The 24,635-nt window shown below is 73.9% G+C and carries 20 protein-coding genes; 10 read left to right on the forward strand and 10 right to left on the reverse strand.

Annotation, left to right across the window (positions count from 1 at the left end; genetic code table 11):
- Positions 1–12: 12 nt before the first annotated feature.
- The 7 genes from ACFV9T_RS07315 (at position 13) to ACFV9T_RS07345 (ending at position 10,972) form a co-directional block, all read left to right on the forward strand.
- The gene (locus ACFV9T_RS07315) at positions 13–1,842 is read left to right on the forward strand and encodes an acyl-CoA dehydrogenase (protein ID WP_385437315.1); all 1,830 of its coding nucleotides are present in this window, start codon (positions 13–15) and stop codon (positions 1,840–1,842) included.
- Positions 1,839–3,209, forward strand: a complete 1,371-nt coding sequence (locus tag ACFV9T_RS07320; protein ID WP_385437316.1) for a cytochrome P450 — start codon at positions 1,839–1,841, stop codon at positions 3,207–3,209. The genes ACFV9T_RS07315 and ACFV9T_RS07320 overlap by 4 nt, the downstream gene beginning before the upstream one ends.
- A 56-nt stretch (positions 3,210–3,265) precedes the next feature.
- Entirely contained in the window at positions 3,266–4,195 is a 930-nt protein-coding gene (locus tag ACFV9T_RS07325; protein WP_385437317.1) for a cyclase family protein, read from the forward strand.
- Between the two features lie 119 nt (positions 4,196–4,314).
- Positions 4,315–7,173, forward strand: coding sequence for a SpoIIE family protein phosphatase (locus tag ACFV9T_RS07330; protein ID WP_385437319.1), 2,859 nt, complete (start codon positions 4,315–4,317; stop codon positions 7,171–7,173).
- 82 nt (positions 7,174–7,255) lie between these two features.
- Positions 7,256–8,824, forward strand: a complete 1,569-nt coding sequence (locus tag ACFV9T_RS07335; protein ID WP_385437321.1) for a sugar ABC transporter ATP-binding protein — start codon at positions 7,256–7,258, stop codon at positions 8,822–8,824.
- Positions 8,821–9,831 (forward strand): ABC transporter permease, encoded by a 1,011-nt coding sequence (locus ACFV9T_RS07340; RefSeq protein WP_385437322.1) that lies wholly within the window; start codon positions 8,821–8,823, stop codon positions 9,829–9,831. Before ACFV9T_RS07335 ends, ACFV9T_RS07340 begins: the two co-directional genes overlap by 4 nt.
- Complete coding sequence (locus tag ACFV9T_RS07345) at positions 9,815–10,972, forward strand: substrate-binding domain-containing protein (protein WP_385437324.1); 1,158 nt, start codon at positions 9,815–9,817, stop codon at positions 10,970–10,972. The genes ACFV9T_RS07340 and ACFV9T_RS07345 overlap by 17 nt, the downstream gene beginning before the upstream one ends.
- Here the strand turns inward: ACFV9T_RS07345 and ACFV9T_RS07350 are convergent.
- The 10 genes from ACFV9T_RS07350 to ACFV9T_RS07395 form a co-directional block, all read right to left on the reverse strand.
- A complete protein-coding gene (locus ACFV9T_RS07350; protein WP_385437325.1) occupies positions 10,962–11,843 on the reverse strand; it encodes an HpcH/HpaI aldolase/citrate lyase family protein in 882 nt (293 codons plus the stop codon). The two genes, ACFV9T_RS07345 and ACFV9T_RS07350, sit on opposite strands and share 11 nt — an antisense overlap.
- On the reverse strand, positions 11,840–12,793 hold the full coding sequence (locus ACFV9T_RS07355) for an alpha/beta hydrolase (RefSeq protein ID WP_385437326.1): 954 nt from the start codon (positions 12,791–12,793) through the stop codon (positions 11,840–11,842). Before ACFV9T_RS07355 ends, ACFV9T_RS07350 begins: the two co-directional genes overlap by 4 nt.
- Positions 12,794–12,804: 11 nt before the next feature.
- On the reverse strand, positions 12,805–14,022 hold the full coding sequence (locus tag ACFV9T_RS07360) for an NAD(P)/FAD-dependent oxidoreductase (protein ID WP_385437327.1): 1,218 nt from the start codon (positions 14,020–14,022) through the stop codon (positions 12,805–12,807).
- A 12-nt stretch (positions 14,023–14,034) separates the two neighbouring features.
- Entirely contained in the window at positions 14,035–14,841 is an 807-nt protein-coding gene (locus ACFV9T_RS07365) for an enoyl-CoA hydratase/isomerase family protein (RefSeq protein WP_385437328.1), read from the reverse strand.
- Positions 14,838–15,671, reverse strand: coding sequence for an amidohydrolase family protein (locus ACFV9T_RS07370; RefSeq protein ID WP_385437330.1), 834 nt, complete (start codon positions 15,669–15,671; stop codon positions 14,838–14,840). The genes ACFV9T_RS07365 and ACFV9T_RS07370 overlap by 4 nt, the downstream gene beginning before the upstream one ends.
- Before the next feature lie 16 nt (positions 15,672–15,687).
- Positions 15,688–16,440, reverse strand: a complete 753-nt coding sequence (locus tag ACFV9T_RS07375; protein ID WP_385437332.1) for an SDR family NAD(P)-dependent oxidoreductase — start codon at positions 16,438–16,440, stop codon at positions 15,688–15,690.
- Positions 16,437–17,669: a CaiB/BaiF CoA transferase family protein gene (locus tag ACFV9T_RS07380; RefSeq protein WP_385437333.1), complete on the reverse strand. Its 1,233-nt coding sequence runs from the start codon at positions 17,667–17,669 to the stop codon at positions 16,437–16,439. Before ACFV9T_RS07380 ends, ACFV9T_RS07375 begins: the two co-directional genes overlap by 4 nt.
- Complete coding sequence (locus ACFV9T_RS07385) at positions 17,666–19,363, reverse strand: AMP-binding protein (protein WP_385437335.1); 1,698 nt, start codon at positions 19,361–19,363, stop codon at positions 17,666–17,668. The genes ACFV9T_RS07380 and ACFV9T_RS07385 overlap by 4 nt, the downstream gene beginning before the upstream one ends.
- A gap of 76 nt (positions 19,364–19,439) precedes the next feature.
- Entirely contained in the window at positions 19,440–20,567 is a 1,128-nt protein-coding gene (locus ACFV9T_RS07390) for an acyl-CoA dehydrogenase family protein (RefSeq protein WP_385437337.1), read from the reverse strand.
- A gap of 42 nt (positions 20,568–20,609) precedes the next feature.
- The gene (locus tag ACFV9T_RS07395; RefSeq protein ID WP_385437338.1) at positions 20,610–21,794 is read right to left on the reverse strand and encodes an acyl-CoA dehydrogenase family protein; all 1,185 of its coding nucleotides are present in this window, start codon (positions 21,792–21,794) and stop codon (positions 20,610–20,612) included.
- Positions 21,795–21,859: 65 nt separating this feature from the next.
- Between ACFV9T_RS07395 and ACFV9T_RS07400 the strand changes: the two genes are divergently transcribed.
- Genes ACFV9T_RS07400 through ACFV9T_RS07410 form a run of 3 tightly spaced genes read left to right on the forward strand, consistent with a single transcriptional unit; the run spans position 21,860 to position 24,621 of the window.
- A complete protein-coding gene (locus ACFV9T_RS07400; protein WP_385437339.1) occupies positions 21,860–23,047 on the forward strand; it encodes a thiolase family protein in 1,188 nt (395 codons plus the stop codon).
- 48 nt (positions 23,048–23,095) lie between these two features.
- Positions 23,096–23,860, forward strand: a complete 765-nt coding sequence (locus ACFV9T_RS07405) for an SDR family NAD(P)-dependent oxidoreductase (protein WP_385437341.1) — start codon at positions 23,096–23,098, stop codon at positions 23,858–23,860.
- Positions 23,857–24,621: a crotonase/enoyl-CoA hydratase family protein gene (locus ACFV9T_RS07410; RefSeq protein ID WP_385437343.1), complete on the forward strand. Its 765-nt coding sequence runs from the start codon at positions 23,857–23,859 to the stop codon at positions 24,619–24,621. Before ACFV9T_RS07405 ends, ACFV9T_RS07410 begins: the two co-directional genes overlap by 4 nt.
- The last annotated feature ends 14 nt before the right edge of the window (positions 24,622–24,635 follow it).

Below are 24,635 nucleotides of genomic sequence, written 5' to 3' on the forward strand. Positions count from 1 at the left end.
GAGAGGGCGGAGATGGGCACTGCCGTTCTGGCGGGCCGGGCACAGGTGTCGCAGCTGACCGAGGTGCTTTTCGACGGGCGATTCGACGATCTGCACAGACCCTGGACGGAGCATTTCCGGCGGGACATTTTCCGTTACCGCGACGGATTGTCGGTGTCGGAGCGTTCGGAACTGGCTTATGAGCGTTTGCGGATCGTCAATGAAGGAATCGAATCCGTCGAGGGCTTGGTCACGGCGACGGACCGGCTGGTGTCGCTGCACGAGTGGCTGGGAGCGGTCGACGGATCGCTGACCACGCTGGCGACCATCCACTACAACCTGTTTCTCGGCAGCCTCCTCCGCCTCGACCCCCGTCGCACCGTGGACCTTTCACCGTTCACCCGGCTCCACCGGTACGGCACCGTTCTGATCACCGAGCTGGGCTACGGGAACAACGCCGCCGAGCTGGAGACCACGGCGGTTCACCAGCCGGAGGCCGACACCTTCGTCCTGCACACTCCATCGGCCGGTGCCCAGAAGTTCATGCCCAACACCGGCCCCGCCGGGGGCCGCAAGAGCGGTCTGGTCGCGGCCAGGCTGATCGTCCGCGACCAGGACTGCGGCGTGTTCCTGTTCCTCGTGCCGCTGCGCGATGAGCACGGCCCGCTGCCCGGCATCCGGATACGGCCCCTATCGGAGACGCCCGGTTCGGCCGTCGACCACGCCATCACCTCGTTCGACCAGGTCGTCCTGGAGCGTACGGCGCTGCTGGCCGGGGACCACGCGGACCTGACCGCCGAAGGCGCCTTCCGCAGCGCGCTCGGCAGTCGGCGCCGCCGGTTCCTGCGGTCCATCCAGCGCGTCACCACCGGCAAGCTCTGCCTGGCCGCGGCGGCGCTGGGCGGGGCCAGGGCGGGCCTCACCGTCGCCATGCGGTACGCCCATCGGCGGCACACCTTCGCCCCGGCCAGCCGCACCGGTGTCCCGCTCTTCGCCTACCGCTGCCACCAGACCCGACTGCTCGGGGCGGCGGCCCGCGCCTACGCGGCGACGTTCCTGCTGCGCGAAGCCACCCGCGGCTGTACGGGCCCGGGCGACCCCGAGTCGGCCGAGGCGGAGGTGCTCGTCGCGGCGGCGAAGGGCTGGATCACTTGGCAGGCCAGGGAGATCGCGATCGAGTGCCGGGAGCGCTGCGGCGCCCAGGGGCTGTTGTCGGCCAACCGCATCGTCGACCTCATCACGCCGATCGAGTCCACCATCACGGCCGAAGGCGACAACCTGGTCATCTGGACGAAGGCCGCCGCCGACATGCTGACCGGGCGCGGCTACAGCCCGCCCCCGGCCCCCGCCGCCCCGTCCAGCCAGTTGACCAGCCCACTGACCGACCGCGCCGTGCTGCTGGACCTGCTCGTACGGCACGAGCTGCGCTGCCTCCAGCACGCCCGCAACCGGCTCACCCGGTCCAGCGACGGCCCGTTGGACCGCTGGAACCAGGCGGTGAACCCGGCCCTGGACCTCGTCGACGCCTACGCCGCCCGGCGCGCCGCCCAGGCGTTCCTGGCCGCCGTCGACCGCGTCGCCGACGACGCCACGCGGAGCCTGCTGGAGCGGCTCTTCCAGCTCTTCGCCCTGCAGCGCCTCGCCCCGCACACGGGGCTGCTGCTGGCGGACGGGCACCTCACCGCCGACGCGGTCCGCGACCTCGCCGACGACGCCGTCGACCGCGTCGCCGCCGGGCTGGCACCCCACGCGCCCGCCCTCGTGGAGGCGTTCGCCGTCCCGGACCACATCCTCCAGGCGCCCATCGCCACCGAGGGATACACCGCCGCCTACGACGACCCCACCGGGCCCTGGCAGCCATGAGCGACGCGTTCACCCGCGAGCCGCCGTGGGACCCCCGCCTCTTCCCACCGGCCGCCCGCGCGCCACGGCCCGTACAGACGGCGCGGATGCTCCGGGATCCGCAGGGCTACACCCGCACCCTGCGCCGGAAGTTCGGGCCGGTCTTCTCGCTCCGCGTCTTCCCGTACCGGGGTGCCCTGGTCTGCGCGGCCGACGCCGCGGCCAACCGGGCCGTGCTGACCGACCACCAGCGGTTCACCGGCGGAGACGCCGCCGCCCTGCTGGCGCCCGCGATCGGAGCCGGATCGCTGATCTGCACACCGCCACCCCTGCACCTCACCCACCGCAAGCTGCTGCTGCCCCCCTTCCACGGGGAGCGGATCACCGGCTGGGCGCAGCGGGTGCGGGAGTTGGTGCACACCGGGCTGCCCGAACTGCTGGGCGGCGACGGCGTGCCCGTGCGGCCATGGGCACAGCGGCTCACGCTCGATGTCATCCTGCGCGTCGTCTTCGGCCTGACGGACCCGGCCCGGATCGCCGCCTTCCGCCACGCGCTGAACGCGTTCGTCGACATGGGCAACCTCGCCGTCCTGTTCCTGCCGGGGCCGCTGCGGCGCGATCTCGGGCCGCTCTCGCCGGGCGGGCGCTTCCACCGGCTCCGCGCCGCCGTCCGGGACCTGACCCGCGAGGAGATCGCCGCGCGCCGGGCCGCGCCCGACCGCGCCGACCGCGACGACGTGCTGTCCATGCTGCTGGACGCCCGCGACGACCACGGGGCCGGGCTGGACGACGCCCAGCTCCTGGACGAGCTGACCGGCCTCGTCCTGGCCGGTTACGAGACCACGGCCACCACGATCGCCTGGACGCTGCATCTGCTCGCCCACCACCCCGCCGCCCGCGACGACCTGATCGCCGACCTCGACGCGGGCTCGGACCGACTGCTCAAGGCCACCGTCAAGGAGTCCGGCCGACTGCGCCCCGCCGTCTACAACGCCATGCGCACCGCGGCCCACGACACACAGCTCGGCGGCCACCCGGTGCCCCGGCACGCGTTCGTCGCGGCGCTGTTCCCGCTCACCCACCTCGACCCCGGGCTCTGGCCGCGACCGGACGCCTTCCGGCCGGAGCGCCACCTCGGCGCGGACCCGGCGCCGTACGCGCTGACGCCGTTCGGCGGCGGTCTGCGGCGCTGCATCGGGGTGTCGCTGGCCCAGCTGGAGATCGAGACCGTCCTGCGGGAGATCCTCGCGGCCGCCGTCCCCGAGCCCGCCGGGCCGCTGGAACCGGCGCGGCTCGTGGCGGTGACCATCGTCCCCGCCCGGGGCGGCCGGGTCCGTCTGCGCGCACGCCGGTCGCCCCGGGCCGCCGCACGCATCTGGAACTTCTAGACTTCTTACAGAGGCCGCACCCCATACCGTTCCGAACCCCATCGGGGTGAGCACGGATGACGAGCAGCAACGGACCCGCCGTCTCCCGCGAGGAGTTCGACGCGCTCTTCGAGGCGGTCCAGGCGTGGGGGCGCTGGACCCCAGCCGACCGGGGCGCCTGGAACCGGGTGACCCCGGAGCACATGCGGCGCGCCGCCGCCCGCGTACGGTCCGGGGCGGCCGTCCCGCTGGCCCGCCCCTGGGACACGGAGCCCGCGCCGGACAACCCCAGGCCCGCGCTGCACCACATGACGGACCTGGGCGACGTGGAGCCACCGGAGCCCGCCGTGCACAAGGACTTCCTCGCCGCCGACTACCACGGCAAGGGCCTCAGCCATCTCGACGCGCTGAGCCACGCCGCCTACCGGGGGCGGCTCTACGGCGGCCGGGCCGCGCACGAGGTGATCGACGCCGCGGGCGCCCACTACGGCGCGGTCGGCGCGCTCGGACCGCTCGTCACGACGGGTGTCCTGCTCGACCTCCCCGCCGTCCTGGGGACCGCCTGGCTGGAGCCGGGACAGGCGGTGCACGCCGAGGACATCGCTGCCGCCGAAGAGGCCCTGCGGGTGACGATCGGCGAGGGGGACGCGGTGCTGCTGCGCTCCGGGAGCCTTCGCCGCCGGGCGGAACGCGGCGCCTGGGACACCGGCGCGGCGAGCGCGGGGCTCCATGTGGACGCCGTCCCCTGGCTGGCCGAGCGCGGTATCGCGCTGCTCGGCGGGGACGGTGACAACGACGTACGGCCCTCGCCGGTCGACGGGGTGCACTCTCCGGTCCATGTGCTCGCCCTGACCGCGATGGGGGTGCCGCTGCTGGACAACCTCGATCTCGAAGCGCTCTCCGCCGCCACGGCCGAGGCGGGGCGTCACACGTTCCTGCTGGTCGTGGCGCCGTTGAACGTTCCAAGGGGGACGGGCTCACCCGTCACTCCGGTCGCGGTGCTGTGACGGCCGCTCGCGGCCGGTCACCGCATGTGACGCGTCGAACACATGCTCCCTTCCGCTCGCCGCGGTGGCGTATGTACCCGTTATGGTCGAAGAGTGGCCTTTGGGGCCAATGGCGGCGCATGGCTAGGAGAGGCGTGAATCGGGCCGGTGAGGCAGCGATCCTGGCGGGGCTCGTGACAGGCGGTATCGGGCCCGCGCGTTCGCGTGAGCAGTTCCTCCAGGGGGAGGCCGTGCAGGAGGACGTACGGACCCTGATCCTGAACTCGTGGCTGCGCTGCCGCTCCCTGGGCCTGCCGCTGGGCGGCTTCGACCTTCCGTACCGGCAGTTCGATCCCGAGGACCGGCTGGTCCGCGCCGCCGGTCCGGTGCTCGACCGGCTGCGGTCCCGGTTCCTGGGCAGCCCGATGAACATCGCGCTCGCCGACGGAAGCGGGACCGTGCTCCAGCGCCGCTTCGGCGACGATTCGTGGGCCAGGACCCTCCCGCCGATCCAGCAGGTGCCGGGGTTCGTCTTCGCCGAGCAGTTCGCCGGTACGAACGGCATCGGACTCGCCCTGGCGGAGCGGCGGCTGATCCAGGTCTACGGCGCCGAGCACTTCGCCGAGCGCGGCCTGTCGAACGGCTGCAGCGCGATCCCCGTCCGCGATCCGCTCAGCGGGCGCATCGACGGCATCCTGTGCCTGGCCTTTCCCCGTGGCTCCGGGCATCCGATGCTGGACGCCGTGCTGCGCAGGGCGACCCAGGCCATCGAACGGGGGCTGCTGGCGCAGAGTTCGACGCGGGAGCGCGGGCTGCTGCGCGCGTACCTGGACGCGGGCGGCGCGTCGCGGACCGGCGAGGGCGGCGAGCACGCCATGGGGGTGGACGCCTTCGTACAGGGGCTGCACCGCGGCGACCAGATGATGATCAAGGAGAGGGCGGCCGAGCTGCTCTCGCACGGGCAGCGGGCCGCCGTCGAGGTGTGCCTGTCCGACGGGCGCCGGGTCACCCTCGTGAGCCGTCCGATGACGAGTGCGGCCGGGGTGGAGGGCATGGTCGTCGAGGCCCTGTTCCCCGACCGCCCCTTCGCCGACCACGCGCCGCGGCCGCCCCTCTCCCTGCCGTCGCACCTCGCCCCGCGCCGCTCCGGCGGCGTGCCCGAACAGGGAACCCCGGCGCGCGAGACCCCGGCAGACAGGACCCCGGCCGACAAGACGCCAGCGGCCAAGACGCCAGCGGCCAAGACCCCGGAAAGCGAGACGCCGGACGCCACCACCGACGGACTGGCCGGGCTGGTGCTGGTCGGCGAGCCGGAGGTGGGGAAGTACGCCCTGGCGGCGCGGCGCCGCATGGAGCTGCTGTCCGAGGCCAGCGCGCGCATCGGCACCACCCTGGACGTGCGCCGCACCGCCGAGGAACTCGCCGAGACGGCCGTCCCGGGGCTGGCCGACTTCGTCACCATCGACCTGCCCGACGCCGTACTGCGCGGCGACGAACCCCTCGACCCCCGCTACGACCTGCGCCGCGCGGTGGTCCACGGCATCCACGACGACTGCCCCTTCTACCCGATCGGCAAGCGCGTCGACTTCCACCCGGCCACGCCCCAGGTGCGCTGTGTGAACACCGGGCAGGCGGTGCTGGAACCGGACCTGAAGACCGCCGCGGGCTGGCTCATCCAGGACCCCGAGCACACCGCTCGGGTGCTGTCCCACGTCCGCTCGCTCATCGCCGTCCCCCTGGTCGCACGCGGCACCGTGCTGGGCATCGTCAGCTTCTACCGCGCGCTCGACCCCGCGCCGTTCGGCGACGACGACCGTTCACTGGCCCAGGAACTGGCCACCCGCGCCGCCCTGTCCATGGACAACGCCCGGCGCTACACCCGCGAACACACCATGGTCCTGGCCCTGCAGCACAGCCTGCTCCCGCACGGCGTGCCCGGTCAGGACGCCGTCGAGGTCGCCCACCGCTATCTGCCCGCCGAGTCGCGGGTGGGCGGGGACTGGTACGACATCATCCCGCTGCCCGGTTCCCGCGTCGGTCTCGTCGTCGGCGACGTCGTCGGCCACGGCATGCACTCCGCCGCCACCATGGGACGGCTGCGCACCGCCGCGCGCAGCTACGCCGAACTCGACTTCCCCCCGGACGAGGTGCTGACCCACCTCGACAACCTGGTGCTGCGCCTGGACCGGGAGGAGAGCAGCGAGGGCTCCTCCGGCGGGGTCGGCATCATCGGCGCGACCTGTCTGTACGTCATCTACGACCCGACCTCGCAGCGCTGCGCCATGGCCCGCGCCGGTCACCCCCCGCCCGCGCTGGTCCGCCCCGACGGCGCCGTGTCGTTTCCCGAACTGCCCGCCGGGCCCCCGCTGGGCCTGGGCGGCCTGCCGTTCGAGACCGCCGACATCGACGTACCCGAGGGCAGTCGGCTGGTGCTCTACACCGATGGGCTCATCGAGGACCGGTACCGGGGCATCGACGTGGCCCTCAACCGGCTGCGCGAGGTGCTGGCCCACTCGGACCGCACCCCCGAGGACACCTGTCAGGCGGTCCTGGACGAGGTGGCCCCCGTCCACCCGTGCGACGACATCGCCGTGCTCGTCGCCCGCACCCACTCCCTCACCCCCGACCGCATCGCCACCTGGGAACTGCCCGCCGACCCGGCCGTCGTGCGCGAGATCCGGGCCGACGCCGTCCGGCAGCTGGCCGACTGGGGGCGGGAGGAGCTGTCGTTCGTGACGGAGCTGCTGCTCAGCGAGCTGGTCACCAACGCGCTGCGGCACGGCAGCGGGCCCATCCGGGTCCGGCTGCTGCACGGCCGCACCCTGATCTGCGAGGTCTCCGACACCAGCAGCACCTCCCCGCATCTGCGCCGGGCGGCCATCACCGACGAGGACGGCCGCGGGCTGTTCCTCGTCGCCCAGCTGGCCCTGGCCTGGGGCACCCGCCACACCCCGGACGGCAAGGTCATCTGGGCCGAATGCCCGCTCGACGCCCCGTGAGACTGGCCCGTTGGAGTAACGGAGCCCGTGAGAGCCGCCGCAATCGGTAAATGCCATGATCGGTCCCGCTAAGGTCTCGGATGTGAGGTGGGAAGGCGAACCGCTCGAACCGCTCGTCCGTATTCGGGGTCTCAGCAAGCGATTCGGCGGGACGCTCGCGCTGGACCGCGTCGACCTCGACATCCACCGGGGCAGTGTGCTCGCCCTGCTCGGCCCCAACGGCGCCGGGAAGTCCACCCTCATCAAGGTGCTCGCGGGATATCACCCCGCCGACGGCGGGACGGTGACGGTGGCCGGGCATCCGCTCGGGACCGAGGCCGCCGCCCGGAACATGGCCTTCACTCATCAGGACCTCGGCCTCGTGGAGTGGATGACGGCCGCCGAGAACATCGCCCTGACCACCGGGTATCCGCGCCGTGGCGGGCTGATCTCCTGGCGGCGGACCCGGGAGCGCGGTACGGAGGTCCTGCGGACCGTCGCCGGACACCTCCCGGCCCACGCCCGGATCGCCGACCTCGCCCCCGCCGAACGCTCCCTGGTCGCCATCGCCCGCGCCCTCGCCGTACGGGCGCGGCTCATCGTCCTCGACGAGCCGACCGCCAGCCTCCCCGCCGCCGACTGCGCCCGGCTCTTCGACGTCCTGCACACCCTGCGCGACCAGGGCCACGCCATCCTCTACGTCAGCCATCGCCTGGACGAGGTGTACGAGGTCGCCGACGCCTTCGCGGTGCTGCGCGACGGCCGCCTCGTCAGCCAGGGTTCGCTGGCGGAACACGGCGCCAGCCGCCTGGTGCGGGACATCGTGGGCGACGAACCGACCGGCTACCGGCCCGGTACGGCCCCCACCGGAGGCCCGGCCGTCCTGACCCTCGACGGCGTCCGGACCGCCGGGGCCGGGCCCGTCTCCCTCGAACTGCGGGCCGGGGAAGTCCTCGGCCTGGTGGGGCTCACCGGCGCCGGGCATAGGGAGCTGGGCCGGGCCCTCGCGGGCGCCCGGCCGGTCACCGCCGGGCGGGCGCTCCTGGACGGGCGGCCGTACCGCCCCCGTACGGTCGCCGCCGCCGTCGCCTCCGGGGTCGGCCTGGTGACCGGCAATCGGGTGGAGGAGGGCTGCGCCGCCGAACTGACCGTACGGGAGAACCTGCTGGCCAACCCGCGCGCGGGCGACCGGCCGACGCGGCGCTGGATCAGCCCGCGCCGGGAGCGGGCCGAAGCCCTCGCCCTGCTCGAACGGTTCTCGGTGCGCCCCCGCGACAGCGAGGTCCCCATCGCCACCCTGTCCGGCGGCAACCAGCAGAAGGTCATGCTCGGCCGGTGGCTCCGGGGCGGCCTACGCGTACTGATCCTGGAGGAGCCGACCGCGAGCGTGGACATCGGCGCCAAGGCCGCGCTCCACCGCCTGCTCGACGACGCGCTGGCGGACGGTCTCGCGGCCGTGCTCATCTCCAGCGACTTCGAGGAGGTCGCGGGGGTGTGCCGACGTGCCCTGGTGTTCGTCCGGGGCGCGGTGACGGCCGAGCTGAGCGGCGCGTCGCTCACCGTCGCGGGGCTCACCCGGGCGGCGTCGGCACTGCCCGACCCGGGAACGCCGCCCGGAACGACGCCGGGAACATCACCGGGAAGCCCGCCCGGAACGCCCCCCGGACCATGACGAACCGCGCCCGCCCGGGCGGGCACCTCATCGGCACGTACGGCCTGCTGGCCCTCACCGCCCTGCTGTTCCTGGTCTTCTCCGTGACCCTGCCGCGCACCTTTCCGACCCTGGACAACATCTCCTCGATCCTGGCCAACCAGTCGATCCCGGCCCTCCTCGCGCTCGGCGCGACGGTCCCCATCGTGACCGGCAACTTCGACCTCTCCATCGGATACGGCCTGGGCCTGGCGCATGTGCTGGTGATGCAGCTCATCGTCCACGCCGGGTGGCCCTGGCCGCTGGCCTGCCTGACCGTGATCGTCGGCGGGGCTGCGGTCGGCGTGCTCAACGGCGTCATCACCGAGTTCGGCCAGATCGACTCGTTCATCGCCACCCTCGGCACCGGCAGCATGCTCTACGCCATCACCGGCTGGATCACCGGCGGAGGCAGGATCGTCCCCGGCCCGGACGGACTGCCCGCCGCCTTCACCGACCTCTACGACTCCACCTTCCTCGGCCTCCCGGTCCCCGCCTTCTACGTACTCGCCCTGGCGGTCGCCCTCTGGGTGCTGCTGGAGCGGCTGCCGCTCGGCCGGTATCTGTACGTCGTCGGCTCCAACCGCCGCGCCGCCGACCTCGTCGGCATCCCCACCCGCCGGTACTCCGTCTGTGCCTTCGCCGTATCGGGCCTGGTCGTCGGCTGCGCCGGGGTGCTCCTCGCGGCGCAGCAGCAGCTCGGCAACCCGAGCGTCGGCCTCGACTATCTGCTGCCCGCCTTCGCCGGTGCCCTGCTCGGCTCCACCGCCATCAAGCCCGGCCGCGCCAACGCCATGGGCACCCTCGTCGCGGTGGCGGTCCTCGCCATCGGGCTCTCCGGCATCGGCCAGCTCGGCGCCCAGTTCTGGGTGACCCCGCTGTTCAACGGCGGCACCCTGCTCATCGTCGTCGGCCTGGCCGGCTACTCCGCGCGACGGCGGCTGCGGACCGGCATCACCGCGAGGAGTTCGCGTGTCCGCCGGTCGTAAGGCCGCCACCGCCGCGCTGCTGGTGGCGGCCGTCCTCGCCGGGTGCGAGCGCGGTTCGTCGGCCGGGGGAGGGGACGCCACCTCGGGGCCGCGCGGCTGCCCCGCCGTCCTCGCCCGGGCCAAAGCCGCCGTCGAGCGGGCCGAGCGGACGAACGTCCCCTGGAACGGTCCGACCCGCGGCCCCTCGGCGGTGTCCGGCAAGACCATCGTCTACGTCGCGCAGACCATGACCAACCCCGGTGTCGCGGGCACCGCGCAGGGCGTCCGGGACGCGGCGAAGGCCATCGGCTGGCGCGTGCGGGTGATCGACGGCGGCGGCACCCCCGCGGGCATCCAGGCCGCGCTGAGCGAGGCCGTCGCCCTGCGGCCCTCGGGCATCGTCATCGGCGGCTTCGACCCCCACTCGACCGCGCGGCAGGTCGCGCAGGCCCAGGCGGCGGGCATCCCGCTCGTCGGCTGGCACGCGGTCGCGTCGCCCGGCCCCAGCAGGAAGCCGAGGCTGTTCACCAACGTCACCACCAGGGTCGAGGAGACGGCCAGGATCAGCGCGGACTGGGTGATCGCGCGATCCAACGGGCGGGCGGGCGTCGTCGTCTTCACCGACGCCTCGATCCCGTTCGCCAGGAACAAGTCCGAGCTGATCCGGAAGGAGCTGACGGCCTGCCGGGACGTCAGGCTGCTGGCGTACCAGAACATCCCGATCCCGGACGCGGGCAGCCGCACCCCCCAGGAGGTCTCCTCCCTCGTCTCCCGCTTCCGCGACGAGTGGACCTACTCCGTCGCCATCAACGACCTGTACTTCGCGGACGCGGCCCCCGCCCTCCGGGCGGCCGGGAAGCGGGGCTCAGGACCGCCCTTCAACATCGGCGCGGGCGACGGCGACCCCTCCGCCTTCCAGCGCGTCAACCACCGGCAGTACCAGGCCGCCACCGTCCCCGAGCCGCTGACCCAGCAGGGCTGGCAGATCATCGACGAGTTCAACCGGGCGTTCTCCGGCCGGGGCCCCAGCCGCTACAGCGCCCCGGTCCACATCGCCACCGCCGCCAACAGCGCGGGGGCCACGAGCTGGAACCCCCGGGGCTACCGGCAGGCGTACCGGAAGATCTGGGGCGCATCCGGCCACGCCGCGCTCACCCCGTGAGCCGCCCCTGCCAGGTCGCCAGCCACTGGACGGCCTTGTCGTAGTGCGCCCTGTCGATGTGCAGGCCCCGGTAGCGCACCGCGCCGCTGCCGTCGGCGGCCGCCCGCTCGTAGGCGCGGACGAGTCCGGAGTAGAAGGCGGTCTCCTCCGGGGTGGCCGAGAACACCTCGTTGAGGACCGGCACATGGGACGGGTGGATCGCGACCATGCCCCGGAAGCCGAGCGCCCGGCCGCGCCGGGCGAAGGTACGGAGGCCGTCGAGGTCGTCGACGCGCTCCCACAGGCCGGTGAGGGCGTGCAGCCCCGCCTCGCGGCACGCGAGGAGCACCCGGCTGCGCAGGTACAGCGTCTCCTCGCCGCCCGGCGACCACTCGAAGCCGACCTCGCGTGCGATGTCGGCGTGCTCGGCGGTCGGGCCGATCATCGCGGCGACGCGCGGCGACGCGGCCGCCACGTCGCGGCAGTTGTGGATGGCCCGGACCGTCTCGACGGGGACGATGTACTCAAGTCCCGTCACACCGCCCCGCAGTTCGAAGTGGTCGAGCAGGGCGTCGTAGCGCAGCACGTCGGTGGCCTGCTCGATCTTCGGCGCGAAGATGCCGGAAAGACCCGGGACGACGACCGCTTCGAGGTCGGCGCCGGTGAGCCGGGTGGCGAGGCCGTTGACCCGCACCAGCAGGCCCACCGCCGGATCGAGGGCGCGCAGCCGGGTGACGGAGTCGGCGGCCTGGGCCCGGGCCGCCGCCTTCAGCTCGTCGGGCACCGAGTCCTCCAGATCGAGGACGATGGCGTCCGGCCCCGCCGCCAGCGCCTTCTCGGCCCAGGCCGGTTTGTGGGCGGGCACGAACAGGATCGACCGGTACGGGTTCACGGGTGGCTCCGAGGCAGGTCCAGGAGGTGGTCGAGCCGGTCGGCCACATAGCCGAGGGCATCGGCACTGGCGACCGGCAGCAGGTCCAGCAGGGTGACAAAGCCGTGGATCAGGCCCTCGAAGCGCCGGTGTTCCACCGGCACCCCCGCCGCGCGCAGCCGGTCCGCGTACGCCTCGCCCTCGTCGCGCAGCACATCGTGCCCGGCGGTGACGACGACGGCCGGTGGGAGCCCAGTGAGGTCGGCGGCGCGCAGCGGGGAGGCGCTGGGGCGGCGCCTGACGGAGACGTCGGGGGCGTAGTGGTCCCAGTACCAGAGCATGGTGGCGCGGGTGAGGAGGAGCTGGTTCGCCGGGTCGGTGTACGAGGCGGTGTCCGGGTCGCAGTCGGTCACCGGGCAGAGGAGCACCTGCGCCGCGACGGCCGGACCGCCCTCGGCCCGGGCCCGTTGGGCGACCACCGCCGCGAGGTTGCCGCCCGCGCTGTCCCCCGCGACGATCAGCGGCGCCGCCGGGCCAGCGACGCGGGCCCGGCACTCGTCCGCCCAGCGCAGCGCGGTCCAGGCGTCGGCCGCCGCGGCGGGGTAGCGGTGTTCCGGGGCGAGCCGGTAGCCGGGCAGGACCACGGCGCAGCCGGTCCGCAGCGCGAGCCTGCGGCCCAGAGTGTCGAACTCGTCCGGCGTCCCGACGACCCATCCGCCGCCATGCAAGTAGAGGATCACCCCACGCGGTGCGCCGTCCGGGACGAGCAGTCTGACCGGTACGGCGGCGCCGCCGTCGGCGGCGGGGGCGGTGGTCTCCTCCACGCTCGCCATGGCGGGCCCCGCGCCGAACTGGCGGCTCATCGCGGCGAAGCGGTCCCTGGCCTGTCGCGGCGTCAGTTCGTGCAGGGGCGGGGCCCCGCTGGCGGCCGCGCGGGCGAGGAATTCCGACGTCGCTCGGTCGAGTGTCATCGCCGTCCCCCTCACCCGCCCGCGCGCGCGGCGCGCCGCTCTTCGGCGAGCGCCAGCGCCTGGTGCCAGCCGCCCCCGGCCTCCAGCAGTTTCCGGAAGGGGGCGAGTTCACGCGCCATGCCGAACCCGACGACCGCCCGCAGTGTGCCCGCGCTGCCCGCGATCGCCGCGAAGTCGCCCTCGTCCGGATCCCCCGCGACGATCCGGACCTCGTCTCCCGCGCCGACCCGGCCGTGGATCCGCAACCGGCCGCCGAGCTGGTCGGACCACACGTACGGCACCGCGTCGCAGACCAGGGGCGCCCCGGTGAGGTTGGCGGCTACGACGGAGGCCTGGTCGACGGCGTTCGTCCAGTGCTCCACGCGCAGGTCCGCGCCGTAGCGGGGGTGGTGCCAGCGGGCGATGTCCCCGGCCGCGTACACGTCCGCCGCCCCCAGCGCGCCCAGGTGCCGATCGCATACGACGCCGTCCCGCAGGGCCAGCCCGGACCCTTCGAGCCACCGGGTGGCGGGCCGGGAACCGACGCCCAGCACCACCAGATCGGCCGGGACGAGCCCGCCGTCCCCGAGCGTGACGCCCCGGAGCCCGCCCCGGCCGTCGTCCTCGACGCCCGCCACCGTGGCCCCGAGCCGCACTTCGGTGCCGTGCCGGACGTGGCGTCCGGTGAGGGCCTTGCCGAGCACCGGCCCGAGACCGCGCGTCATCAGCGCGGGCTGCGGTTCGACGATGGTGACCGCGCAGCCCAGCGACCGGGCGGTGGATGCCACTTCGGCGCCGACGAAGCCTCCGCCGACGACCACCAGCCGGGCCCCCGCCCGGCATCCCGCCCGGATGGCCGCCGCGTCCTCCGCCGTACGCAGCACCCGCACACCGGGGCGCGGCCCAAGCCCCGGGAGGGTACGGGGTACGGAGCCGGTGGCGATCACCAGGGCGTCGTACGGCAGGGGCGGCGCGCCGCGCAGCGCGACGGTGCGGCCCGTGGGGTCCAGGCCGGTCGCCGTCGTGCCGAGGAGCGGTTCGACGCCGAGCGCGGCGAGTTCCGCCGCCGACAGCAGCGGCGGGGCCTCGGCGCCGGGGTCGGCGAGATAGCTCTTGGACAGCGGCGGCCGGTCGCACGCGACCGTGGGCTCGGCCCCGACGAGGGTGATCCGGGCGTCGCTGCCCCTGCGGCGCAGCAGCTGTACGGTGCGGACGCCCGCGAGGGAGGCGCCGACCACGACGATGTGCATGGCGTGCCTCCGTCAGGCGTCGGGTCCGGGGAAGCGGGGGCGGCGCTTGTCGAGGAACGCCTGCGCGCCCTCGGCCATGTCGGGGCTGCCGATCGACTGCACGAGCATGCCGAGGCCGCTGCTGAAGGAGTCGCGGGCCGCGTTCCACCACACATTGGAGCTGATCTTGGTGATTTCCAGGTAGCGCGGGCTGAGTCGGGCGAGTTCGGCGATCCACGACTCGACGGTCGGCTCCAGCTCGGCGTCGGGCACCACGGCGTTGACCAGCCCCAGTTCCAGCGCCTGCGCGGCGGAGTAGCGGCGGCAGAGCATGGCCATCTCCTTGGCGCGCTTCTCGCCGATCTGCACCCCCATCACATTGGTGGCGCCGGTGACGGGGGAGCTGCCGACCCGGGGGCCGGTCTGTCCGAAGGTCGCCGACTCGGCGGCGATGGCGAGGTCGCAGGCGACGACGAGTTCGTTGCCGCCCCCGGCCGCCGCGCCGCCCACGGCGGCGATGACCGGGCGCGGACAGTTCCGTACGGCGTCGAAGAGCCGCAGGGAGGCCCGGTAGAGGCCGCGCATCGCGGTCACATCGGGCTGGCTGAGGCCGGTGAGGGCGCCCCCGGCGCAGAAGCTGCCCGGCACGCCGGTGATGACGACCGCGCGGGAGCGGTTGGCCGCGTCGAGGGCGGCCGCCACCGCTTCGGCCATGGCCGGGTCGTAGGCGTTGCGGCGGTCGGGGCGGTTGAGGGTGATCCACGTGGCGTCGCCGCGCCGCTCCACGAGGACGTCGTCGCCGCCGCTCCCGGCCGACCCGTTTCCGGGCCGCCCGGTCACGGCTGACCTGCCCGGTCGTGGCGGCCCGGAGGCGCGCCCGCCGGGGGGCCGAGCCCCAGGAGGCGGGCGGCGTTGCCGCCGAGAATGCCCGCCGTGGCCTCCTCGGACAGGCCGAGGGCCCGGATGGCCGAGATCTCCGCGCCGGGGTCGGCCATCGGCCAGTCGGAGCCGAAGACCACCCGGTTCGCGCCGTGTCTGCCGATGATCGCGCGCACCCGCTCGGGCGCGAGCCGGGCCATGGTCGGCGGCCACGAGGTCTCCAGCAGGACGTCCTCGCCGAGCAGCTGCTCCTCCGCCTCCTCCAGCCGGTGGTAGCCGCCGAAATGACAGGCGATCAGCCGCAGGTCGGGGAAGCGCCGCACGATGGCGCGGATCATCGCGGGCGTGGCCCGCTCGTTGCTCTGCCGGTCGCCGCCCGCGCCGACGTGCGCGATGACGGCGATCCGCGAGCCGAACGCCTCCAGCAGGTCCCACACTCTCGGGTCGTCGTACGCGAATCCCTGGAAGAGGGAGTGGAGTTTGACCCCCGCGATGCCGTGCCGGCGCAGGCTCGCGAGGTTGTCCTCCAGCGGCAGGTCCGGGTGGACGGTGCCGAAGGGCACCAGGTCCGGCCCGCGTTGGGCGGCGACGAAGCGGTTGACCGCGTCGACGTGCCGGGCGGTGTCGGCGATGCCGAGGAGTACGCCCTTGTCGACGCCGGAGCGGGCCAGCACCCGGTGCAGGGTGGAGATCTTGCCGTCGCCGTGCCGTTCCAGCTGGGGCACCCGGCCGCCGAGGGCGCGCTCCGCGAGGGCGTCGGGCCAGGCGTGGCAGTGCACATCGATGATCACTTCGGACCCGCTCCCTTCACGGCTGACCGCCGTCTACGGCGATGACCGAGCCGGTGGTGTACGAGGACAGTTCGCCGGAGGCCAGATACAGCGCCGTGCCGACGATTTCGGCGGGCCGCCCGCCCCGGCGCAGCGCGAAGCCCGCCGCGCGGGCGGCGAAGGCGTCCATGTCCCAGGCGGCGGTCACGTCGGTGTGGAAGGTCCCGGGCATGATGGCGTTGACCCGTACGGTGGGGCCGAAGGCATGGGCGAGGCCCGCGGTGAGGGCGTTGAGCCCGGCCTTGGCGGCGGCGTAGGGGAGGACGTCGGCGCGGGGGCGTACGGCAGCGGTGCTGCTGATGTTGATGATGCTTCCGCCCCGATCGGCGGCCATCCGGGTGCCCGCGAGCGCCGCCAGCCGGAAGGGGCCCTTCAGGTTGACCCCGATCACCTTGTCGAAGAGGACCTCGCCGATGTCCGCGACCGTGTCGTAACGCGGCGACATGCCCGCGTTGTTGACGAGGACATCGAGCCGCCCGAACTCGGCGTACGCGGCGTCGACCAGGGCGTCGAGCCCGTCCCACCGCCCGACGTGGCAGGCGTACGGCAGGGCGCGCCGCCCGGTGGCCCGGCGCACCTCGGCGGCGACCTCGGCGCAGCGCTCCAGGGTGCGGCTGGCGATCACGACGTCGGCCCCGGCGGCGGCCAGGCCGAGCACGATCTCCCGGCCGAGGCCACGGCTGCCGCCGGTCACCAGCGCCACCCGGCCCGACAGATCGACGGCCGTCATGGCACGCGGGTCCGGTCCGGGGCCACGGCCGAGGACCCGGCCAGTTCGGCCAGTTCCCCGGGGGTGAGGCCGAGCAGTTCGGTGAGCGCGGGCACGGTGTGCTCGCCGATGCCGGGCACCCCCTCGTACAGCGGGCCCGGGTAGCTGTCCAGGTGGACGACCGGGCCCGGCACCAGCACCGGACCCAGGGCGGTACCGGCCAGTTCGACCAGGGTGCGCATCCGGAAGTGCGGGTCCTCGACGATGTCCCTGGCGTCGTTGACGGGCGCGGCGACCACCTCGTGCGCCTCCAGGTCGGCGAGCACCTCGGCGCGCGGCCGCTGGCCCACCCAGGCGCCGACCAGGCGCTGCAGTTCCTCGTTGTGCTCCATCCGCGCCGGGTTGGTGGCGAACCGGGGATCGTCGCCGAACTCGGGGCGGCCCATGGCGGTGAACAGGCGCAGCGCGATGGACTGCGAGGACGCGGCGATGGACAGCCAGTTGCCGTCCGCCGCCTGGTAGATGCCGCGCGGTGACGCGGAGCCGGAGCCGTTCCCGACCCGCTGCTGTATCTCACCGCTGCTGGTGTAACGCAGGATGCTGTCGCCGAGGATGAACATCAGCGGTTCGTAGAGGGCCACGTCAACGGCGTCGCCCCGGCCGGTGCGGGACCGGGCCAGCAGCGCCGTGACCGTGCCGAAGGCGGCCGAGAGCCCGGCGATGGAGTCGGCGAAGCCGAACGGCGGGGAGGTGGGCGGACTGTCGGGCCAGCCGTTGGTGAACGCGTAACCGCTCGCGGTCTCCGCCACCGTGCCGAATCCCGGGCGGCCCCGGTACGGCCCGGTCTGACCGAAGCCGGAGACGCGGGTGAGCACCAGGCCGGGGTTGTCGGCGGTCAGCACGTCGTAACCGAGCCCCCACTCCTCCAGCCTGCCGGGCCGGAAGGACTCCAGCACCACGTCCACCCGCGCGGCGAGCCTGCGCACCAGGTCGCGGCCCTCGGGTCGGCGCAGGTCGATGCCGATGGACTCCTTGCCCGCGTTGAGCCGGGCGAAGCCGAGTGCGAGGCCGTTGTGGCGCGGCAGCCATTGCCGGGCGAAGTCCCCGGTCGCCGGGTCCTCGACCTTGATGACGCGGGCGCCGAAGTCGCGCAGCATCCGTCCCGCGGTGGGGGCCGCGTACATGGTGCCGAGTTCGAGCACGGTGATCCCGGCGAGCGGCCCGGGGCAGCTGCCCCGCTCCCCGCTCACGCGGTGCGCTCCGGAACCGGGGCGGCGGTGCCGCGCGGGGTTCGCGCATCGCGCGGGGCGAGGCGGTCGTGGGTGCCGGGGGTGACGCCGTCGGCGCGCAGCTGGGTTTTGCGCACCCGCTCCGAGGGGGTCTTCGGGAGCCGGTCGACGAAGCGGACGAAGCGGGGCACGGCGAACGCGGGGACGCGTCCCTCGCACCACTCCCACAGCTCGGCGGGGTCGGTGTCCCGCGCGGCGACGACACAGGCCAGCACCTCGTCCTCGCCCGCCTCGACCCCGGCGGGGACGCCGATCACGGCGCACTCCAGGACGGCTTCGCAGGAGAGCAGGGCCTGCTCGATCTCGTACGAGCTGATGTTCTCGCCCCGGCGGCGCAGCGCGTCCTTGTAGCGGTCCACGAAGTAGTACCAGCCGTCCGCGTCCTGGCGCAGAGCGTCGCCGGTGTGGAACCAGAGGTTCCGCCAGGCTTCGGTGGTGCGCTCGGGCATGCCGTAGTAGCCCATGCTGCACGTCCAGGGGTGTTTCGGACGGACGACCAGCTCGCCGATCTCGCCGGTCGCCACCTCCACGTCGGTGTCGGGGTCGACCAGCCGGATGTCGAACCAGTCGGCGGCCTGCAGCCCGGCGGCACCCGCCGGGCGCTCCTCGCCGTAGGGGCTGAGGATCGGCGCGCTGGTCTCGGTGAGCCCGAAGACCTCGACGAACGAGCCGATGCCGTAGCGCTCGCGGAATCCCGCCAGGATGGATCCGGCGGTGGGCGCCGCGAAGACCGAGCGCAGCCGGTTGTCGGCGTCGTCGGGCCGGGGCTCCTGCTTCCAGATGAAGTCCATCATCACGCCGATGAGGTTGGTGACCGTGACGCCGGAGGCGCGCAGCTGGCCGACCCACCGGCTGGCGCTGAAGCGCGGCCGCACCACCAGCCGCGCCCCGGCGATGAGCGCCGGATACGCGGCCATGAACTGGGCGTTGCCGTGGAAGAGCGGAGTGCAGGTGAAGTACACGTCGTCGGCGGTCAGCCGCTGGAGGCTGACCACCTCCTCGCCGAAGAAATGCATCTGGGCGTGTGGCATCGCCACGCCCTTGGAGGGGCCCGTGGTGCCCGAGGTGAAGAAGATGGACGCGAGTGATGAGGGGGCGGGGGCGGGGGCCGGTGGGCGCGCCCCCGGCCGCGCGCCGCGCGCCAGCTCCTCCCAGGACTCCGCCCGCCACCCGGCGTCGCGCAGCGCGCGCAGGGCGCTGTCGCGGGAACCGGTGTCGATGACCCAGAAGCATTCGATGGCGCGGGCGTCGTCGGCGATGGCGAGGAACCGGGCAGCGAGTACGTCGTCCACCACCGCCCAGCGCGGCCCCGCGGTCACCAGCTGGTGGCTGAGGAACACGCCCTCGTACGCGGTGTTGACGGGCACCTCGACGTAGCCGCCGAGCGCCACCCCGAGCCAGGTGCGCACGAACTGCGAGGAGTTGGCCGCCATCACGAGCACCCGGTCGCCGGGGTCGGCACCGGCCAGGGCCAGCGCGTCGGCGACGGATTCGGCCTGCTCCAGGCTCTGCGCGTAGCTGAAGGTGCGGTGCTCCTCCGGTACGTCGAGGAAGACCGCCTCGGGGCGGACGTCCGCCTGGTGGCGCAGCACGGTCGCCAGGGTCCAGTCGCGCTGGTCCGGAAAGACCGGCACCAGGTCCGTGTAGGTCCTCATCTCACCCCTTGTCCGTGCGGCGGCGATGACTCGAACAGAACTGATATAACCATAGTCATGGTTTTGGAGCCAGGGTTCAGCCCCGGCCTCGCGTGAGCGTCTTGGCGAGCTGGCCGGTCAGCACCTCGTTGCCGCCCTCGTAGATGCGCATCGGCCGGGCGTTGCGGTAGAGCCGTTCGATGGTGGAACCCGTGACGAGGCCGAAGCGGCCCATCATCTGCACACAGCGGTCCACCACCCGGCCCGCGGTCTCGGTCGCCGCGACCTTCGCCATCGACGACCAGGGGAGCGCCGCCGCCGGGTCCTCGGCCGCCCTGGACGCCGCCGTGTAGGTCAGGGCGCGCGCGGACTCGATCTCCATCCACGAGGTGCCCAGCAGATGGGGGAGGGGGCCGAGCCGGGCGAGCGGCTCGCCGAACTGTTCGCGCGAGGTGGTGTGCCGTACGGCCTCGTCCAGCGCGGCCTGGGCGAGGCCGACGGCCGAACCCGCCACCGAGACGCGGAAGGTGGACAGGGTCCGCAGCACCAGCGGGAACGCGCCGCCCGGTTCGCCGATCCGATGGTCCGGGGGGACCCTCACGTCGTCCAGGAACACCGTGCCGAGGATGTGCGGGGCGATGATCTCCGGGCCGCTCTCCACCCGCACGCCGGGGGCGTCGGCGGGGACGAGCACCAGGCTGTGGCCGTCGCCCTCCCGGCACAGCACGGTGTAGAAGTCGGCCGCACCGGCGTTGGTGATCCAGGACTTGCGGCCGCTGACGACGAGCCCGCCGTCGCCCTCGGTCACGCGGGTGGCGACCGACCGCAAATCGGAGCCGATCTCGGGCTCGGTGAGCGCCAGCGCGGCGATCGCGTCCAGCGCGGCGACCCGGGGCAGCCAGGCGTCCCGTATCCGAGGGGCGGCCGCGGACAGCGCGAAGCCGCCGATGCCCTGCATGGCGAACAGCGAGTCCAGATGCGCGGAGACGGCCATCAGCGCCTCGCGCACCACCGTGACGGCGAGGGGGTCCACCCGCTCGTCCTCCCCGCCGTGCGCGGCGGGGACGGTGAGCCGGACCAGACCGCTTTCGCGCAGCGCGTCCCGCGTCGCCGGGTCGATGCCGGTGGCGGCGTCGGCGCGGTCGGCGCCGGGGCGCAGCCGCTCGGCGAGTTCGGTGGCGCGCTCGCGCAGATCCAGGTGGCGCGGGGGCAGTTCGAACGGCATGGGCGGTCTCCTTCGCGTTCGTGTCCCCACGGGTCCAGGGGGTCAGCGACGCTGGTCGAAGCTCCGGCCGAGCAGCTCGGAGACGATGCGCGTGCGCTGCATGGTGGGGGTGCCGCCCGCCAGCGCCCAGCCGTGGGCGTCGCGGTGCAGCCGCTCGATGCCGTATTCCTCGGTGTAGCCATTGCCGCCGTGCAGCTGGATGGCCAGATCGGTGACGCGCTTGGCGGTCTCGTTGGCCGCGCACTTGGCCAGCGAGACCTCCAGCGGTGAGGGCAGCCCCCGCCCGGCGCCCCGCGCCGCGCGGTAGACCAGCAGCCGCGCCGCCTCGACCTGCAGCACCATGTCGGCGAGGGTCAGCTGGGTGGCCTGGAACTCGATCAGGGGCTTGCCGAAGGCCGTACGGGCCCGCACATAGTCCACGGTGCGGTCCACGGCGGCCTGGGCGAGGGCCAGGCTCATGGTCGCGTTGCCGAGCCGCTCCAGGGAGAAGCCGGTGAACAGCTCGCGGAAGCGGCCGGCGTCCACCAGCAGGTTGGCGGCAGGGACCCGTACGTCGTCGAAGTGGATGTCGCAGGACGGGATGCCGCGGAAGCCCATCAGCTTCTCCTGCGCGCCGTACGAGATGCCCGGGGTGTCGGCGTCGACCACCAGCGCGCCGATTCCGCGTGCGCCGGGCACATCGGCGAGCCGCGCGTAGAGCAGGTACTGATCGGCGTGACCGCCGCCCGATATCCATCGCTTCGATCCGCTGACCCGGTAGAAGGCGCCGTCCCGGACCGCGCGGGTGGTCATGTCGGTGGCGGCGGAGCCCGCGTCGGGCTCGGAGATCGCCACCGCCATCGTCGCCTCGCCACGGATGATCGGGGGAAGGCAGCGGGCGCGCAGATCGTCGCTGCCGAGCAGATTGACGACGGTGGCCGGGCCGGTGTTGCACTCGAACACCTGGAACGCCGCGGGGCGGCACTCCTTCGCCAGCTCCTCGATCACTACGAGCGCGTCGAGCACCGGGGCACCGGAACCGCCGAACTCCTCGGGCAGCGTGATGCCGAGCAGCCCCAGGTCGCCGAGCCTGCGGCGCTCCTCGTGCGGAAGCGGTACGCGCTCCGCGTCCCATCGCGCGGCCAGCGGCGCGTAGTGCTCCCGGGCCAGTGCCCGCGCCATGCGGCGCACTTCGAGCTGCTGCTCGGAGAGGCCGTCCGCGGGTTCGTTCACCATGGTTCCGGACACGAATCCATGGTAAAGGTATGCATAGTTTTTGTGTCAAGGGAACGCCGAGGATCTGGGGGAACGCCATGCCCGCAGCCGTCATCGTCGATGCCGTGCGCTCTCCCATGGGCCGGGGAAAGCCCGGTGGCGCGCTCTCCGGCGTCCACCCGGTCGATCTGCTGGCGGCGGTCCTCCTCGCGCTCCTGGACCGCACCGGCATCGATCCCGGCACCGTCGACGACGTCCTGGTCGGCTGCGCCGGCCAGGCCGGTGAGCAGTCCGCGACCCCCGGGCGGCAGGCCTGGCTGGCCGCCGGACTCCCCGAGCACGTGCCCTCGGTGACCATCGAGCGCAAGTGCGGCTCCGGTCAGCAGGCGCTGGACTTCGCCGTGCAGGGAGTGGTCGCCGGGGCGTACGAGACCGTGATCGCGGCCGGAGTGGAGTCGATGAGCCGCGTGCCGATGGGGTCGGCCCGCATGGGCGCCGACCCCTTCGGCGCGGGAGTGGCCCGCCGGTACGCCCCCGGACTGCTGCCGCAGGGCATCGCGGCGGAACTCGTCGCCCAGAAGTGGCGGCTGAGCCGCGAAGCACTCGACGCCTACGCCGCGCGCAGCCACGAGCGCGCCGCCAAGGCCGTGGCCGACGGCGCGTTCGCCCGCGAGACCGCGCCCGTCGCCACCCCGGACGGCGTCGTCTCCGCCGACGAGACGATCCGCCCCGGTGCGACCCCCGAGAGGCTGGCCGAACTCCCGGCGGCCTTCGCCGCATCCGGCTACCACCGCCGCTTCCCGGACCTCGACTTCAAGATCACCGCGGGCAACGCCTCCCAGCTCACCGACGGCGCGGCGGCGCTCCTGGTGATGTCCGAGGAGCGCGCGGCCGCCCTCGGACTCACCCCACGGGGCCGGATCGTGGCCTCCGCCGTATGCGGCGACGATCCGCTGCTGATGCTCACCGGCCCCCTCCCCGCCACCCGGCGCGTGCTGCACCGCTCAGGGCTGGCCCTGGACGACATCGCCGCCGCCGAGGTCAACGAGGCGTTCGCGAGCGTGCCGCTCGCCTGGCAGGCCGAGTTCGGGTTCCCCGACGACCGGCTCAACCCCCGGGGCGGTGCCATCGCGCTGGGCCACCCGCTCGGCGCCTCCGGCGCCCGGCTGACCACCACGCTGCTCGGCCACCTGGAGGACACCGGTGGCCGCTATGGACTCCAGACCATGTGCGAGGCGGGCGGCATGGCCAACGCCCTCATCCTGGAGAACCTCGGCGCGCCCTGAACCCGCACCCGCACCACCTCACTCACCAAGCCAAGGAGGCGACCAGCCATGGACGTCACATCAGGGTCCGCCGTGGTGACCGGCGGGGCCTCCGGTCTGGGACTGGCCACCGCCCGGCGGCTGGTCGCCGCCGGAGTGCCGACCGTCCTGCTCGACCTGCCCGCCTCCGACGGCAAGGCCGTGGCCGCCGACCTCGGCGCAGGCGCCCACTTCGCGCCCGCCGACGTCACCGACCCCGACGCCGTCGCCGAAGCCGTCGCGGCCGCCGAAGCCCTCGGCCCGCTGCGCACGCTCGTGCACTGTGCGGGCCGGGGCGGGGCGATGCGCGTCGTGGAACGCGACGGCGAACCCGGCTCCCTCGACCTCTACGAGTCCGTCGTACGCGTCAACCTGATCGGCACCTTCAACGTGCTGCGCCTCGCCGCCGCCCGGATGGCCCGGAACGAACCGGTCGACGGCGAGCGCGGGGTCTGCGTGCTCACCGCCTCCGTCGCCGCCTGGGAAGGACAGATCGGCCAACTCCCGTACGCCTCGGCCAAGGCGGGCATCGTCGGACTCACCCTCGTGGCCGCCCGCGACCTGGCGGGCAAGCTGATACGGGTGTGCACCATCGCCCCCGGCCTCTTCGACACCCCCATCCTGGCCCGGCTGCCCCAGCGGGTGCGCGACTCGCTCTCCACCATGGCGCCCCACCCACGCCGCTTCGGCGTCCCCGACGAGTACGCCCGGCTGGCGCTGCACATCATCGACAACCCCATGCTCAACGGCGAGACGATCCGCCTCGACGGCGCGATCCGGATGCAGGCGCGATGAGCCCCGAGGCCACCGTCGAGACGCGGGGCGCCGTCCTCGTCGTCACCATCGACCGGCCGGAGGTCCGCAACGCGGTGAACACCGCCACCGCGCGGGCGATCGGCGCCGCGATGGAACGGCTCGACACCGACGACACGGTGCGCGTGGGCGTGCTGACCGGCGCCGGAGGCACGTTCAGCGCCGGAATGGACCTCAAGGCGTTCCTCGCGGGCGAACGCCCCTCGGTGCCGGGCCGTGGTTTCGCCGGTCTGGTGGAGGCGCCCCCGGCGAAGCCGCTCATAGCGGCCGTCGAAGGCTTCGCACTGGCCGGAGGCTTCGAGATCGCGCTCGCCTGCGATCTGATCGTGGCCGCCGAGAACGCCTGGTTCGGGCTCCCCGAGGTGCGCCGCGGACTGATGGCCGGGGGCGGCGGCCTGCTGCGGCTGCCGCGCCGGGTGCCGCTGGGCACGGCAGCCGAGTGGGCGCTGACGGGGGACCGTATCGACGCCGCGCGGGCGCACGCGGCGGGCCTGGTCAACCGGCTCACGCCGCCCGGCGGCGCCCTCGCCGTGGCCCTGTCACTGGCGAGCCGGATCGCGGAGAACGGCCCCCTGGCCGTACGGGCCACCAAGCGGGTCCTGGGCGAGGGCGGGCAGTGGCCCGCGGAGGAGGCCTTCGCCCGGCAGAACGCGATCTACGAGCCGGTCCGCTCCTCCGAGGACGCCCGCGAGGGAGCCTCGGCGTTCACCGAGAAACGCGACCCCGTCTGGCGCGGCCGCTGACCGTCTGGACAACG

The sequence above is a fragment of the Streptomyces sp. NPDC059850 genome (assembly GCF_042731515.1).
Taxonomy (GTDB): domain Bacteria; phylum Actinomycetota; class Actinomycetes; order Streptomycetales; family Streptomycetaceae; genus Streptomyces.